This window comes from Plastoroseomonas arctica, from assembly GCF_018128965.1.
GTDB classification, from domain to species: Bacteria; Pseudomonadota; Alphaproteobacteria; order Acetobacterales; family Acetobacteraceae; genus Plastoroseomonas; species Plastoroseomonas arctica.
Map to the genome: position 1 here is coordinate 1 of NZ_JAAEDH010000009.1, position 14083 is coordinate 14083.

The window sequence follows — 14083 nt, forward strand, 5'->3', positions numbered from 1 at the left end:
ACCGCCACCCGCCTCTTCGCGCGCCGGTGCGCCGTCGCGCGACGCGGCCTCGGCCGCCGCCGCCGCCTCGGCCTGGATGCGCAGGCCGAGCAGGCGCTGCGCCTCGCGCGTCGCGAAGCCGCGCAGCCGCAGCAGCGCGAGGATGGGATCACGCCGCATCCATCGCCTCCGCCAGGGCCGCGAAGGCCAGGGCCACGCTGCTGACCTCTCCCTTGGGCTGGGTGAGGAAAGCCTCGATGCGCGGCGTCACCGCGACCGCGGCATCGACGGCGGCATCCGCGCCGCCGCGATAGGCGCCCAGGCGCACGAGATCGGCCACCTCGGCATGCAGCGAAAGCGCCCGGCGCGCCCGCAGCATCAGCGCCGCCTCGGGGCCGCTCAGGCAGCCAGGCACGGTGCGGGAGAGACTGCGCAGCACGTCGATGGCTGGATAGCGCCCGCCCTCGCCGATGCGCCGGTCCAGCACGACATGGCCATCGAGGATGCCGCGCACCGCATCGGCCACCGGCTCGTCATGATCGTCGCCCTCGACCAGCACGGTGAACAGGCCGGTGATCGCCCCCTGCCCCTCAAGGCCGGGTCCGGCGCGTTCCAGCAGGCGCGGCAGCTCGGCGAAGACGGAGGGCGTATAGCCGCGCGTGGTCGGCGGCTCTCCGGCGGCGAGCCCGATCTCGCGCAGCGCCGTCGCGAAGCGGGTGACGGAATCCATCATCAGCAGCACATGCAGGCCCTGATCGCGGAAATGCTCGGCCACCGCCATGGCGGCGAAGGCGGCTTCCCTGCGCATCAGCGGCGGCGCGTCGGAGGTCGCGCAAACCACGACCGAGCGCGCCATGCCCTCGGCGCCCAGGTCATCCTCGATGAACTCGCGCAGCTCGCGCCCGCGCTCGCCGACCAGCGCGAAGACCGCCACATCGGCGGTGGCACCCTGCGCGAGCATGGCCATGAGCGTGGACTTCCCCACGCCCGAGGCCGCGAACAGGCCCAGCCGCTGGCCCTGGCGGCAGGTGCAGAAGGCATCGAGCGCGCGCACCCCGAGGTCCAGCCGCGCGCCCAGCCTGGCGCGCAGCCCGGCCGGTGGCGGCGAGGCACGCAGGGGTCGCGGCGAGGGTCCGGCCGGCAGGGCGCCGCGCCCGTCCATCGGCCGGCCGAAGGGGTCCACCAAGCGGCCGAGCCAGGCGTGGCAGGGGGCCAGCGTCGCCGGCCCCAGCAGCCGCGCGGCGGCTCCCAGGCGCACGCCCTCCAGCGCCTCGAACCCGACCGCGCGCACCCGCGCGGCGGCAATATCGGTGACCTCGGCGACAAGCTCGCGCCCGCCATGGGCGATGCCGAGACGGTCGCCTCGCGCGGCGAGGCTGGCGAGGCCCTCGATCTCGAGCGTGAGGCCACCGGCTGCGACCAGCCGCCCCTCGATGTGGAACGGCCCCGCGCGCGCGGCCTCGCGCAGCGCCGTGCCCAGCGGCGAGAGCACGCTCATCGGTCCCTCACGCTTCGTCGGCCCGCCATCGAGGGTGCGTCGTCATGCCCGCATCCTGCGCGGCGAGAAGCTGCGAAACCGTCAACGCCGCCGCGCCGGCTGGCACCGTTTGCGCCTGCGGCGGGCTGGCATCGCTTGCGCCTGCGGCGGGCTGGACTGGCTAGCGCCTGCGGCTGGCTGGCACATCGCTTGCGCCTGCGGCGACATGACACGGATGCTCCTGCTGCTCCTGCTGCTCCTCGCAATCCTTGCGGCCGCGCCCGCGCTCCAGGCGCAGCCGCTGGAGCAGGGCCAGCTCTGCCGCGCCGGCATCCGCGCGGCGGAGGCCCATGCGGGCATTCCCGCGCATCTGCTGATGGCGATCGGGCGCGCTGAATCCGGCCGCGCCGACCCGGCGACGGGCGTCTTCCACCCCTGGCCCTGGACCATCAACGCCGAGGGGCGCGGCAGTTTCTTCCCCGACCGCGCGGCAGCGATTGCCGCCGTGCGGCAGCTTCAGGCGCAGGGCGTGCGTTCGATCGACATCGGCTGCATGCAGGTCAACCTCCGCCACCACCCCAACGCCTTCGCCAGCCTGGAGGAGGCCTTCGACCCCGTCGCGAACACCCGCTACGCCGCGCGCTTCCTGTCCGAGCTGCGCGCCGAGCTGGGCGACTGGAACCGCGCGAGCGCGGCCTACCACTCGCGCACGCCGGAAAACGCCGCCCGCTACCAGGCGCGCGTCGCCGAGCTCTGGGCGCAGGAGGCGCGCAGCCCGGCGCCGGTGCCGGCGACGCTCGCCGCCGCGCCGCGGCCGGCGACGCCCTCGACCCTCGGCGCCGCGCTGCTAACCAATGGCGGCGATCGCGCGCAGGTCATCGCGGCCGCACCTGGGACGCAGGGACGCGGGCTCGACGCCTTTCGCGGCGCGCCCATTCCGCTCGCGACACGCGCACCGATGGACGGCATGGTCCTCGCGCGGCGCATGTAACGCAGCGGATTCTCTGCTTGGCAGGAATGGCTACCGGTTTCCGTCACGATTTCGGGCGCGGTTCCCGCGGAAACTGCCGCCTCAAGGGGAGTTTCCGGCGCTTTGCCGGGGTTTCGCGAAAAAAATCCGGCCGCACGCGAAAATTCCCTTGCACCCCGGGGACAGCGGCATTATTTCCCCCCTCAGACGCAGTACGCACGTGCCTCTGGCCCCCAGACTGGTGATCCGAAGGTTGGATCGCCGAGCAAGGGTTTACGCAACGACGTCAAGCGTTCTGGCAACCCCGCAGGGCGAAAGCCCGGCGGTTCGTTTTGGTCGCTGGTTCGTTCGACCGTTTCGTTAACCTCGGGGCGCCGCCTGACAAGGCGTCCCGGCTGACCTGGGGAATGCTGCGATGACCTCCAAGATCGCCGCGTATCTGCGCGACTTCGCTCCTGCCACGCCCTGCTTGGTGCTGGACGTCGATCGCGTCGAGACGAATTACCGCCGGCTGAAGGCCGCGCTGCCGCTGGCCCGCGTCTATTACGCGGTGAAGGCCAATCCCGGCGCGCCGATCCTCGGCCGCCTGACGGATCTCGGCTCCTCCTTCGACGCCGCGTCGTGGGAAGAAATCCAGATGTGCCTGGAAGCCGGCGCGCGCCCGGAGAACATCTCCTACGGCAACACCATCAAGAAGGTGTCGGCCATCCAGGCCGCCTATGCGGCGGGCATCCGCATGTTCGCCTTCGACTCCGAGCCGGAGCTGATGAAGCTCGCCGCGCATGCGCCCGGCGCGAAGGTCTATTGCCGCATCCTGGTGGAGAACAAGGGCGCCGAGTGGCCGCTCAGCCGCAAGTTCGGCTGCGAGATGGAGATGGCGCGCGACCTCATGGTCCTCGCCCGCGCCTGGGGCCTCGACCCCTACGGCATCTCCTTCCATGTCGGCTCGCAGCAGACGACGACGGGCGCCTATGAGGTTGCCATCGCACGCGTCGCCTCGATCTTCACCGACCTCAAGCAGGCCGGGATCAACCTGCGCATGGTGAACCTCGGCGGCGGCTACCCGGTGCGCTACCGCGCCGAGGTGCCCGAGATCGACGCCTTCGGCGACGCCATCATGGGCGCCATGACCCAGCATTTCGGCAATGACCTGCCCGAGATGCTGGTCGAGCCCGGCCGTTTCATGGTCGGCGATGCCGGCGTCGTCTCGGCCGAGGTCGTGCTGGTCTCGACCAAGGCGAAGGACGACCCAGTGCGCTGGGTCTACCTCGACATCGGCCGCTTCGGCGGTCTTGCCGAGACCGAGGGCGAGGCGATCAAGTACGCCTTCCGCACGCCCCATGACGGGACGGTCGAAGGGCCGGTGACCATCGCGGGCCCCACCTGCGACAGCACCGACACGCTGTACGAGAAGTCCAACTACCGCCTGCCGATGGCGCTCGAGGCCGGCGACCGGGTGGAGCTGATCTCGACCGGCGCCTATGTGACGACCTATGCGGCGCAGAGCTTCAACGGCTTCAAGCCGCTGGCCGAACACTACATCTGATAGGGATCGGGCCGGGAGCGTCGCCGCGATGCGGCGCTTCCCAATGATGGGAAGCGCGGCGCCCTGGGGTCCGTGGCGCCCGCATCCCGGTCGGTGTCGAGGATGCATGTCCTCCGACATGGCCGGGGTGCGGGCGGGCGTGGACGCCCGTTGAAGACCTGGGCTGCGCCACAGCGCAGCCAGGACGGGCTCAGTTGATCAGGCCGTCATCGAACGCATGGCGGCCCTCGGCGCGACCATACGCCAGGAAATGCACCAGCGGGTTCATCCCAGCCGCCGCGACGTCGGGGTTGGCGGCGAGATAGGCGTCGCCATCGAACTTGGCGGAAGGGTCGCGCCCCTCGCGCCAGCCATAGATCAGGTAATGGTCGAGCGGATTCATGCCGGCGGCGGCAACGTCTCGATAGGTTCCGAGATAGCCGGCGGTGTCGAAATACGCATCCGGATTGCGCCCCTCGAACCGTCCGTAGTTGTCGTAATGCGTCTTGGCATCGATGCCGGCGGCCAGTACGTCCGGGTTGTGGCCCAGGTAGAACACGTCATCGACCGGGCCGGAGCGCAGGCTTTCCGGCTGGTTGCTCGATGGCGAAGGCGAGATGCCTGGCGACGCCGGCGGCACCGGCACGGTCACCGGCGCCTGCCCGCCCGTCGCCCCCGAGAGCTGGATGATCAGCGGGTGGTCGGTTACCCCGACGGTCACGGTGTTGACGTTGTGCAGGATCTGGATGGGTGAGCTGCCCAGCAGCGGGTCGAACACCTCGACCGTCGCGAAGCTCCGCCCGAAGCCGATCGTCTCGTTCGTGGCGCCGACCGCGATGGCCTGGTTGGTGTCCTGGTTCCAGATGTCGGGCTCGGCCCAGGTGATCACCTGGTAGCTTCCATTGCTCTTCTCGGTGAGCAGGGTGTGGCCGGCGGCGGGCGCGTTGGTGACGGTCAGGTCCAGCGCCTGGGTTGCGAAGGAGCCGGCATTGCCGGCGGTGTCGGCCAGGATCGTTGTGAGGTTGTGGATGGCGGTCGCGGCGGGCTTGGGCGAATTGTCCAGCCGGAACAGGCCGAAATGCTCCTCCTGGGTGTTGCCGGCATAGGCGTCGAGGAGCTCGTAGACATAGACCTCCTTCGCGCCCAGCAGCACGCCGTCCATGTAGGTGTTGAGCACCAGCTTCGCCTGGACCGCCTCGCTCACACCCTCCCAGCCGACGGTGGGGTTGATTTGGGTGTGATAGCCGGTCTCGGTGATGAAGAAGGGCTTGCCCGGGTCGACGGCGTTCTGGTCGGCCATGTCCGCCTGGATGCGCGCGAGCGGCTGGTCGCCGTTCTTGGCGTAGGGATGGATGGTGCTCGCGTCGGATGTGCTGGCGTGGTTCGGGTAGTCGGTGAAGCCGGTGACGGTGATGTCGCGCAGCAGGGGATCCGCCTGCACGGCGTTGAACAGGTCGCGCATGTAGGCCTGGGCGGCGGCGGTGCCGCCCTGCCCCTGATAGGAGAAGGGGAAGTTGTTGACCTCGTTGGGTCCCTCGATGGCGGTCACCGCACCGCGCGTGGCTTGCTCGATGGCGTGGATGCGGGCGACTTCAGTCGCGGGGTTAACGCGGCCATCGACGAGGAAGGTGAAGTGGATGCCGGCTGCGGCGGCCTGGGCGAAATGCGCCTGCCCATAGGGGTCGAAGGCCGGATTGGTGACTTCGTCGCGGACGTGATCGATGCCGAGGTAGCCGAGCGCATTGGTGGTTGCGCTTAATTCTCGGTAGCCCCCGTCGGTGTAGGCCAGGTGCGTCGCGACGCCGAGGCGGTCGACAAGATCAGAGGTCCGGAGCGGGCTGGTCTGGGTCATGTCCCGGGCATCTCACAAAGCTGTCGGGTCACGCAATCGTCAATGAATAGTCCGCTCGACTTTCTTTGTAACTATGAATATCGGCCCAATTTCGTCTGCCTGAGGCTTGGAAACCACGCCCAAAACCGCCAGAAATGTTGCCGATTCAACCCGTTCCAAGTTGGCAGAATAGCAAAATCCGCATCCCGTATGATTAATGAGCAGCTCACAGCGTCTTCAATCAACAAGCTTGATTGACCGGGTGCGAGTCATGTTGTTCCTCCAGCGTCACCAAACGCTTTCAGGATCGGATCGGCAGGCAGCACCTTTGGCGCCGCCGAGTAGACTTACCCCGGGGAGCGTTGCTCAGCGCGGAGCGCGAGGTGGGGTCGGCAGGCTTTCCTGGGCCACCCGGCCGGCAGGGGGCGCCCCGCTGCCCGCTTGGTATCCGCCATTGCCGGACGGGCCAGCGCTCGGCGGCGGCAAGGCGGGCACCGCGATGCCGGCCTGCGCCTGCTGTGAATACCGGATGAGCATGCCGCGCAGCGGGTCGCTGCCCGGGTTGTGCGCTTCCATCCCGACCACGATCTGCCGCGCCGCCAGGTCGCGGCCGTAATAGCTCTGGTTCCAGGTGCTCTGCGACCGCAGCAGCGAGCCCTCCAGCGACACCCCAGCATAAAGCCCGCGCGAGCGCGCCAGCGTCACGATATCCGCGCCCGCCGCCGCCGTGGTCGAGCCCTCGATGCCCACGCCCAGATGCGCGAAAGACACCGACGCATCGCCGCCCACCTTGAACTGGCTGTCGAGCACCGCGTTCAGGCCCCGGTCGGTGAGGATCATCATCATCACCTGCGCGTCCTGGATGCCGATCTGCAGGCCAACGCTGCCCGTCCCCATGGTGTAGAACGCCGGCGAGGACCAGGAGCCGGCACCGTCGCGGGCGATCAGGACGCAATCGCCGCCCTCGCCACCGAAGATGAAGCCGGCGCGGAACAGGCGCGGGCAGACCATCACCGCGCGGGCGCGGCGCAGCAGGCTCAGCGCATTCTCGGCGTTGCGCTCGTAGCTCATGATGTCCTGCACCGTGAGCGTCGCGCGGTCGACGATGCTCTGCTGCTCCGCCTGGGCCATCGCCTGTGGCGCGGCCAGCAGAGCGATCCCCATCAAGGCACCCGAGATACCAAGACGTTGCATGAGCATTCTCCCGCAAACCTTTGTCGGCAGGCTGTTTTAAGCCGATTCGACCGCCAAGTCCAAGATTGCGTTCAGTCCGCCGCCCAGGGGTCCTCGTTGACCGATTGCACGCGCCAGTCGGGCCCATGCTTCTCGATCCGCGTCAGCGAGAGGTTGCGGATCGAGAAGGTGAGTGCCTGGTGCGCGCTCAGCCCCATGGCATGGGCCAGCATGGCGCGGATGGAGCCGCCATGGGCCACCACCACCACATCCTCGCCGGCGAACCGTTCGCAGGCGGCTTCCAGCGCCGGGCCGACGCGCGCCTGCATCTCCGCAAAACTTTCGCCCCCGGGCGGCTTCTCCTCGCCCGCATGCGGCCAGAAGGGGTGCGCCGGGGCGCTGAGCAGCGCCGGCAGTGCGGCGTGCTCCAGCCCCTGCCAGTCGCCCAGATGCTGCTCGGCGAAATCGGGTTCCACAAACAGCGGCGCCTCCGGGTAGCCGGCCGCGAAGATGGCCGCCGCGGTGCCGCGCGTGCGCCCGAGATTGGAGACCACCCAGCGCGCCGGCCGCGGCAGGCGCGCCGCCCACCAGCGATAGAGTGCGACCTCCTCCACCAGCGCCGCTTCGCACAGGGGCACGTCCATCGATCCGTAGAAGCGCGCGCGCGCGGTCGCCTCCACGAGGGCGTGCCGGATGAGGAAGAATCGCGTGATGATCACGCATGCGGTCTAGCCCGTCGCCGGCGCGCGATCCAGGCCGCGCGCTTATCGGAATTTTAAGTGCGCCCGACGGATCCTCACGCCGGTCCGCTTCCATGCGACGCGGCCCCCCCCCGGCAAAACGCCGGTGCGGATACCGAGGAGCGGCGCGATGTCCTGGACCTCCGACCCCGATGGCGGCCACACCCCCTTCAACCGGGATGATGCGGGCCATGCCGCCGACGGCCACGCGGGCGACGACACGCTCCACGGCGCCGGCGGCAACGACACGATCGCCTGGTCCGGCGCGGCGGGCGACACCATCAGCGATGGCGGTGCGCCTTCCGACACGCTCGACCTCGGTGCGCTGTTTGGCGGCTCCGCCTGGACGACCGGCACCGATGGCAGCGGTGCGGCGACCTACAGCTACAACCCCGATGGCGCCGCCGCCGAAGCCGCGCTCTTCGCGCGCAGCGCCGAGACCGTGCTCTGCTACGCCGCAGGCACCCGCATTGCGACACCGCGCGGCGAAGTGCCGATCGAGGCGCTGCGTGTTGGCGAGCTTGTGCTCTGCGCCGATCGCGGCGTGCAACCCATTCTCTGGATCGGGCGGATCGAGGCGCAGCTCGCCGGCCACCCGCATCCCGAACGCGCCTGGCCGGTGCTGATCCGCGCCGGCGCGCTGGGCGCAGGCTTGCCCCGGCGTGACCTGCGCGTCTCGCCCGACCACGGCATCTATCTCGAAGGCGCGCTCGTGCCGGCAAAGCTGCTGGTCAACGGCGCCTCCATCATCCAGGAGCGCTGGTGGGCGGCGATCACCTACCTGCACCTGGAACTGCCCGAGCACGCCATCCTTCTCGCCGAGGGCCTGCCGGCGGAAAGCTGGCTGGATGACGGACGCCGCGATGCATTCGACAATGCCGGCCTCGCCGCGCAGTTCGTGGATTTTGGCCTGGAGCTGTCGGCCGAACGCCCGCCCGGCAATTTCCCCGTCATCCTCGACCCCGCCGAGGCCGCGCGCATCCGCGACCGCGTGGCCCCTCGCGCCTGCGTACCGCTCGGATTGACGTGGACCGCGCGCGGGGCCACCAAGCTGGCGGAAGACACCGAGGAAGCCCGCCATGCACCCCCCCCTGTTCGGTGGCGTCAACGCCGCCATCCTGACCGCGCTGAAGCCTGACCTCTCGCCCGACCTCGACCGCATGGCCGCGCATGCGCGCTGGCTGCTGGCGAATGGCTGCAATGGCCTCGGCATGCTTGGCACCACGGGCGAGGCGAACTCGCTCGGCCTGTTCGAACGCAAGGCGGTGCTTGAAGGGCTGATCGCGCGCGGCATCCCGGCCGCGAAGCTGATGCCGGGCACCGGCTGCTCGAACCTGTCCGACACCGTGGAGCTCACGCTGCACGCCCGCGCGCAAGGCTGCCGCGGCGTGCTCGTGCTGCCGCCCTTCTACTACAAGGCGCCCAGCGACGACGGCCTTTTCGCCTATTTCTCCGAGGTGGTGAACCGCGTCGGCGGCGGCATCGCGCTCTATCTCTACCACTTCCCCCAGCAGAGCGCGGTGCCCTTCACACTCGACCTCATCGGGCGCCTGCTGAAGGCCTTCCCCGGCGCGATCCAGGGCGTGAAGGACAGCTCGGGCGATTACGCGAACATGAAGGCCATGGTCGACGCCTTCGCCGCCGACGGCTTCGAGGTCTATTCGGGCAGCGATGAATACCTCCAGCGCATCCTCGCCGATGGCGGCGCGGGCTGCATCACCGCGGCGTCAAACGCGAACAGCCACTGGGGCGGCATCGTCTACGCCAAGCGCACCGGTGCTGAAGCCGACGCAGCGCAGGCCATGCTGACCGCGACGCGCAAGGCGGCCACCTCCGTCCCGCTGATCTCCGGCCTGCGCGAGATCATCGCGCGCAGCACCGGTGATGATGGCTGGCGCACGATCCGGCCGCCGCACCTGCCGCTCAACGCGGCGCAGGGTGACGCAATCTGGGCGGCGTGGGATGCGGCGGGCGCGCTGCCGCTGCCGGGCCTCACCCAGGCCAAGGCCGCCGAATGAGCGAGCCGCTGCGCTGCCGCGAACCCGCGACACCCACCACCCAGCAGGATGACGCGCACACCCGCGTCACCCGCTGGGACTTCGCGCCGGGCGCGGAGACGGGCTTCCATCGCCACGGCCTCGCCTACGTCGTCGTGCCCGTCACCGACGGCACGCTGCTGCTCGAACTTGCCGATGGCAGCACCGCCACCGCCACCCTCACGCAAGGCGTCTCCTACACGCGCCCAGCCGGCGTCGAGCACAACGTCGTCAACGCCGGCGACGCACCGCTCAGCTTCGTTGAGATCGAATTGAAACATCTCCCTGGGTGACGCCGGACGCCATGCGCGCGATGATGCGCGCATGGAGATTCCCTCCCCCGAAACCGTCGCACTCCGCATCCCCGCCTACACGCAGCCGCTGCCCTGCACGGTGGTGTGGAAACGCTCCGCCCGCGCCCGCCGGGTGAGCCTGCGGATTGACCCGAGCGAAGGCGCCGTCGTCATCACCCTGCCGCCCCGCGCCGGACGCCGCGCGGGCATGGCGCTGCTCACGGAACACGCCGCCTGGGTGATGCAACGCATCCGCGCGCTCGCCCCTTCCCGCGCCTTCGCGCCCGGTTCCGAAATCCCCGTCGGCAACATTCCCCACGTCATCCGCCACGACCCCGCCGCGCGCGGCTCCCGCATCGAAGGCGGCGCCATCATCGTCGGCGGCGCACCCGAATTCCTGGCCCGCCGCGTCACCGATGCGCTGCGCGCCGAAGCCAAGCGCCGCATCTCGCCGCTCATCGTGAAACACGCCACCGCGCTGGCCGTCCGTGTACCCGCCATCCGCCTCAAGGACACCAAATCCCGATGGGGCAGCTGCGCCCCCGACGGCACCATCGCCTTCTCCTGGCGCCTGGTCATGGCACCCGACTGGGTGCTCGACTACGTCGTCGCGCACGAAGTCGCGCACCGCCGCGAACTCAACCACTCCCACCGATTCTGGGCCCACGTCGAAACCCTCACATCCCACCGTGAAGCCGCCGTCACCTGGCTCCGCGACCACGGCGCGGCACTGCTCAGGATCGGGTGAGGGGTTAAGCAAGGCGGGGGGCTCCGCCCCCTCGACCCCCGCCAGGAGCCTGTGGCCCCTGGACCCCCATTCGCTGGTTCTGGACCTGAGAGGGTGTTGCGCCTCGCCAAAGGCGAGCCGGGTTGGAGAGGCGGCGCATGATGCTCCCGGTATCATACGAGCGCCCTCGACGCGCCCCCTCCCCAGCCCGGCCCATCATCGCAAGCACATCCCTCCCAATCCAGGAGCCAACAGATGGAGGTCGAGGATCGACACGATCCTCGCGGGCTTCGACGTATACGTCGAAGGGGGCAGAGCCCCTGGCCTTGCTTCCCTATCAGTCGATGCTGATGCGTGCCTCGCGGACCACGGGGCCCCAAATGCGGGCGAAGTCGGTGTGGATTTGTTGGTATTCGGCCGAGGAGACGGTGCGCCCCAGCGGGTAGAGGCCGGCGGCGATGAGGCGTCGTTCGGTATCGGGGTCGGCGAGCACGCGCTGCATCGCGGCGTGCATCTCGGCGACGATGGCGGGCGGCATGCCGCGGGGTCCTGAGATGCCGGTCCAGGAGGAGACAGTGAGGTCGGGCAGGCCGAGGGCGCGATAGGTGGGCACGCCGGGCAGGGCGGCGAAGGGTTCGGGCGTGGAGACGGCGATGGCTTTCACCTGGCGCGCCTCGATGGCGCCGGTTGTGCCGGCGAGCGGGGTGAGGAAGCAGTCGACTTCTCCGGTGATGGTGGCTTGCAGGCCGGGGCCGGTGCCGCGGTAGGGCACGTGCACCCAGGTGCCACCGGCGAGCCTGGCCATCATCTCCCCTTGCAGGTGTTGCATGCCCCCGACGCCGGAGCTGCCGTAGGACACGCCCTGGGGCGTGCTGCGGGCGAGTGCCACGAGTTCGGCGAAGCTGGTGTAGCGGCTGTTGCCGGGCAGCAGCATGGCGGTGGGCGTGTCGGCGACCATCGCGATATGCGTGAAGTCGGTATCGCCGTCGTAGGGCTTGGGCACCATCGCGAGCGGGACGATCCCGTGCGGCGAGGTGTTGGAGATGCCGATGACGCTGCCATCGGAGGGCGCCTGCGCGATCAGCCGAGACCCGATGGACCCCGAGGCGCCGGCGCGATTCTCGATGACGATGGTCCGCCCGAGGCCGGCGGCGAGGCCTGGCTGGATGATCCGCGCGGTGGTGTCCGACGCCCCGCCTGGCGCGAAGGGCACGATCATCCGGATGGTGCCTGCCTGCGCGCGCGCCAGGTGCGGCGCGGCGAGGCAGGCAGAGGTCAGCGCGAGAAGGCTGCGGCGTTGCATTGCAAGGTCTCCGGCATTTTGGCCGGGAGGGAAGCAAACCCAGGGCCAAACCCTGCCGCGAAGCGCCTAGGATGGCGGAGCACAAAAACCGCGAGCTCTCGCGGTTACGGAGGAACGCCGCCATGAAGGCCGTCGCCTACACCCACTGCCGCCCGACCACCGACCCGGATTGCTTCCACGACCTGGTGCTTCCCGACCCGCCGGTGCCGCGCGGGCGCGAGCTGCTGGTCGAGGTGCGCGCCGTCTCTGTCAACCCGGTGGACGCCAAGCTGCGCGCCAATGCCGACCCGGCCGGCGAGCCGCGCGTGCTGGGCTTCGACGCCGCCGGCATCGTGCGCGCACGCAGCCCGGAGGCGTCGCTGTTTCAGGTGGGCGATGCTGTGTTCTACGCCGGCGTGGTCAACCGTGCGGGGTCCAATGCGCAGTTCCAATTGGTCGATGAGCGCATCGTCGGCCACAAGCCGCGCACCCTCTCCTTCGCCGAGGCCGCCGCCCTGCCGCTCACCGGCATCACCGCGTGGGAGGCGCTGTTCGAGCGGCTGCGCATCCAGCGCGGCGGGGCCGCCCAAGGTGCTGCGGTGCTGATCACCGGCGGTGCGGGGGGCGTGGGATCCATCGCCATCCAGCTTGCGCGCCGGCTGACCGCGCTGAAGGTCATCACCACCGCCTCGCGCCCGGAAACCCGCGCCTGGTGCGAGGAGATGGGCGCGCACCACGTGCTGGACCATAGCGGCGACCTCGGCGCGCAGATCAAGGCGCTGGGCCTGCCCATTCCCTACATCTTCTCGGTGACGCAAACCGACCAGCACTGGAACGCGCTCGCCGATGCGCTCGCCCCGCAAGGCGGCATCTGCGTGATCGACGAGATCAAGACCGCCAACCTCCAGCGCATCCGCCCCAAGGCCGGGTTCCTGGCCTTCGAGGCGATGTTCGCCCGCGCGCTGAACACCACGCCCGACATGATCGCGCAGCATCACCTGCTGGACGAGATTTCGCATCTGGTGGACACCGGCGCGCTACGCCACACCATGACGCGCAACCTCGGCCCACTCACCGCCACCTCCCTTGCCGAAGCCCATGGCCTGGTCGCGACCGGGCGCATGATCGGCAAGGTTGTCCTCGAAGGGATAACGCCTTGATCATTCTCGTCACCGGCGCCACCGCCGGCTTCGGCCTCACCATCGCGCGGCGCTTCGCCGCCGATGGCGCGCACATCATCGCCGTAGGCCGACGCGCCGACCGGCTTGCCGCCCTCGAGGCTGAGCTCGGCGAGAACCGCGTCCTGCCGATCACCCTGGACGTCCGCGACCGCGCGGCGATCGAGTCCGCCATCGCCGGCCTGCCGGCGGAGTGGGCCGCCATCGACGTGCTGGTGAACAACGCCGGCCTCGCCCTGGGCCTTGAGCCCGCCCAGGCCGCAAACCTCGACGACTGGGACGCGATGATCGACACCAACTGCAAGGGCCTGACCTATATGACCCGCGCGGTGCTGCCGGGCATGGTCGCGCGCAACACCGGCCACATCGTCAACATCGGGTCCACCGCGGGCGAATTCCCCTACCCCGGCGGGAACGTCTACGGCGCGACGAAAGCCTTCGTGCGCCAGTTCAGCCTGAACCTGCGCGCCGACCTGTTCGGCACCAAGGTGCGCGTCACCGACATCGAACCCGGCCTGGTCGGTGGCACCGAATTCTCCAACATCCGCTTCAAAGGCGACGACACGAAAGCCGCCTCGATCTACGCTAACACCGACGCGCTGACGCCCGAGGACATCGCGGACGCGGTGCACTGGGTGGCGACACGCCCGGCAAGGGTGAACATCAACACGCTGCAGCTGATGCCGGTGGTGCAGAGCTTCGGGCCGCTGCGGATTGATCGGGGCTGAGCTAAGGTTGGGGGAAAAGAATTTCCCCCAAACCCCCATTATTTTATTTTTATCTTCGGGTGCAGGTTGGTGGCGCGCACCAGCTTTGGCGAGACGGCACTGACCGCTCAGGCAGGGCCAGTAAAATATCCCTGGCACGCGTTG

13 protein-coding genes are annotated in these 14083 nt (G+C 69.5%); 8 read left to right on the forward strand and 5 right to left on the reverse strand.

The genetic code is table 11. The features are described from left to right. Positions 1-148: 148 nt before the first annotated feature. Positions 149-1477: a FliI/YscN family ATPase gene (locus tag GXW79_RS09360; protein ID WP_211874122.1), complete on the reverse strand. Its 1329-nt coding sequence runs from the start codon at positions 1475-1477 to the stop codon at positions 149-151. Between the two features lie 214 nt (positions 1478-1691). Here GXW79_RS09360 and GXW79_RS09365 point away from each other — a divergent pair, with 214 nt between their 5' ends. Both GXW79_RS09365 and GXW79_RS09370 read left to right on the forward strand, forming a co-directional pair. Then, positions 1692-2447, forward strand: a complete 756-nt coding sequence (locus GXW79_RS09365) for a lytic transglycosylase domain-containing protein (protein ID WP_211874123.1) — start codon at positions 1692-1694, stop codon at positions 2445-2447. 394 nt (positions 2448-2841) lie between these two features. Then, positions 2842-3972 carry a type III PLP-dependent enzyme gene (locus tag GXW79_RS09370; protein ID WP_211874124.1) on the forward strand — a complete coding sequence of 377 codons (1131 nt, stop codon included), beginning with the start codon at positions 2842-2844 and terminating at the stop codon, positions 3970-3972. Positions 3973-4162: 190 nt separating this feature from the next. Here the strand turns inward: GXW79_RS09370 and GXW79_RS09375 are convergent, their stop codons facing one another. The 3 genes from GXW79_RS09375 to GXW79_RS09385 all read right to left on the reverse strand — a co-directional run bounded on the left by GXW79_RS09375 (position 4163) and on the right by GXW79_RS09385 (position 7674). After that, positions 4163-5803 carry a hypothetical protein gene (locus GXW79_RS09375; protein ID WP_211874125.1) on the reverse strand — a complete coding sequence of 547 codons (1641 nt, stop codon included), beginning with the start codon at positions 5801-5803 and terminating at the stop codon, positions 4163-4165. 345 nt (positions 5804-6148) lie between these two features. Further along, positions 6149-6976, reverse strand: a complete 828-nt coding sequence (locus GXW79_RS09380) for a lipid-binding SYLF domain-containing protein (protein ID WP_246503868.1) — start codon at positions 6974-6976, stop codon at positions 6149-6151. A 71-nt stretch (positions 6977-7047) separates the two neighbouring features. Then, positions 7048-7674 (reverse strand): histidine phosphatase family protein, encoded by a 627-nt coding sequence (locus GXW79_RS09385; protein ID WP_211874127.1) that lies wholly within the window; start codon positions 7672-7674, stop codon positions 7048-7050. 151 nt (positions 7675-7825) lie between these two features. Between GXW79_RS09385 and GXW79_RS09390 the strand changes: the two genes are divergently transcribed. Genes GXW79_RS09390 through GXW79_RS09405 form a run of 4 tightly spaced genes read left to right on the forward strand, consistent with a single transcriptional unit; the run spans position 7826 to position 10772 of the window. Then, positions 7826-8833, forward strand: coding sequence for a Hint domain-containing protein (locus tag GXW79_RS09390; protein WP_211874128.1), 1008 nt, complete (start codon positions 7826-7828; stop codon positions 8831-8833). Then, on the forward strand, positions 8775-9713 hold the full coding sequence (locus GXW79_RS09395; protein ID WP_211874129.1) for a dihydrodipicolinate synthase family protein: 939 nt from the start codon (positions 8775-8777) through the stop codon (positions 9711-9713). Before GXW79_RS09390 ends, GXW79_RS09395 begins: the two co-directional genes overlap by 59 nt. Beyond that, entirely contained in the window at positions 9710-10024 is a 315-nt protein-coding gene (locus GXW79_RS09400) for a cupin domain-containing protein (RefSeq protein WP_211874130.1), read from the forward strand. The genes GXW79_RS09395 and GXW79_RS09400 overlap by 4 nt, the downstream gene beginning before the upstream one ends. A 31-nt stretch (positions 10025-10055) precedes the next feature. Further along, on the forward strand, positions 10056-10772 hold the full coding sequence (locus GXW79_RS09405; protein ID WP_211874131.1) for a M48 family metallopeptidase: 717 nt from the start codon (positions 10056-10058) through the stop codon (positions 10770-10772). Between the two features lie 316 nt (positions 10773-11088). Here the strand turns inward: GXW79_RS09405 and GXW79_RS09410 are convergent, their stop codons facing one another. Continuing rightward, entirely contained in the window at positions 11089-12054 is a 966-nt protein-coding gene (locus GXW79_RS09410) for a Bug family tripartite tricarboxylate transporter substrate binding protein (RefSeq protein WP_211874132.1), read from the reverse strand. Positions 12055-12176: 122 nt separating this feature from the next. Here GXW79_RS09410 and GXW79_RS09415 point away from each other — a divergent pair, with 122 nt between their 5' ends. Together GXW79_RS09415 and ydfG are read left to right on the forward strand one after the other, a co-directional pair. Beyond that, positions 12177-13193, forward strand: coding sequence for a zinc-binding alcohol dehydrogenase family protein (locus GXW79_RS09415; protein ID WP_211874133.1), 1017 nt, complete (start codon positions 12177-12179; stop codon positions 13191-13193). Next, positions 13190-13939 carry a bifunctional NADP-dependent 3-hydroxy acid dehydrogenase/3-hydroxypropionate dehydrogenase YdfG gene (gene ydfG, locus GXW79_RS09420; protein WP_211874134.1) on the forward strand — a complete coding sequence of 250 codons (750 nt, stop codon included), beginning with the start codon at positions 13190-13192 and terminating at the stop codon, positions 13937-13939. The genes GXW79_RS09415 and ydfG overlap by 4 nt, the downstream gene beginning before the upstream one ends. The last annotated feature ends 144 nt before the right edge of the window (positions 13940-14083 follow it).

What these genes read in the sequence shown, in the direction of transcription:
- GXW79_RS09400 (WP_211874130.1), top strand. Translation starts at nt 9,710, where the DNA reads ATGAGCGAGCCGCTGCGCTGCCGCGAACCCGCGACACCCACCACCCAG.
- GXW79_RS09410 (WP_211874132.1), bottom strand. Translation starts at nt 12,054, where the DNA reads ATGCAACGCCGCAGCCTTCTCGCGCTGACCTCTGCCTGCCTCGCCGCG.
- GXW79_RS09405 (WP_211874131.1), top strand. Translation starts at nt 10,056, where the DNA reads ATGGAGATTCCCTCCCCCGAAACCGTCGCACTCCGCATCCCCGCCTAC.
- GXW79_RS09415 (WP_211874133.1), top strand. Translation starts at nt 12,177, where the DNA reads ATGAAGGCCGTCGCCTACACCCACTGCCGCCCGACCACCGACCCGGAT.
- GXW79_RS09390 (WP_211874128.1), top strand. Translation starts at nt 7,826, where the DNA reads ATGTCCTGGACCTCCGACCCCGATGGCGGCCACACCCCCTTCAACCGG.
- GXW79_RS09395 (WP_211874129.1), top strand. Translation starts at nt 8,775, where the DNA reads ATGCACCCCCCCCTGTTCGGTGGCGTCAACGCCGCCATCCTGACCGCG.
- GXW79_RS09360 (WP_211874122.1), bottom strand. Translation starts at nt 1,477, where the DNA reads ATGAGCGTGCTCTCGCCGCTGGGCACGGCGCTGCGCGAGGCCGCGCGC.
- GXW79_RS09370 (WP_211874124.1), top strand. Translation starts at nt 2,842, where the DNA reads ATGACCTCCAAGATCGCCGCGTATCTGCGCGACTTCGCTCCTGCCACG.
- GXW79_RS09365 (WP_211874123.1), top strand. Translation starts at nt 1,692, where the DNA reads ATGCTCCTGCTGCTCCTGCTGCTCCTCGCAATCCTTGCGGCCGCGCCC.
- GXW79_RS09375 (WP_211874125.1), bottom strand. Translation starts at nt 5,803, where the DNA reads ATGACCCAGACCAGCCCGCTCCGGACCTCTGATCTTGTCGACCGCCTC.
- GXW79_RS09380 (WP_246503868.1), bottom strand. Translation starts at nt 6,976, where the DNA reads ATGCAACGTCTTGGTATCTCGGGTGCCTTGATGGGGATCGCTCTGCTG.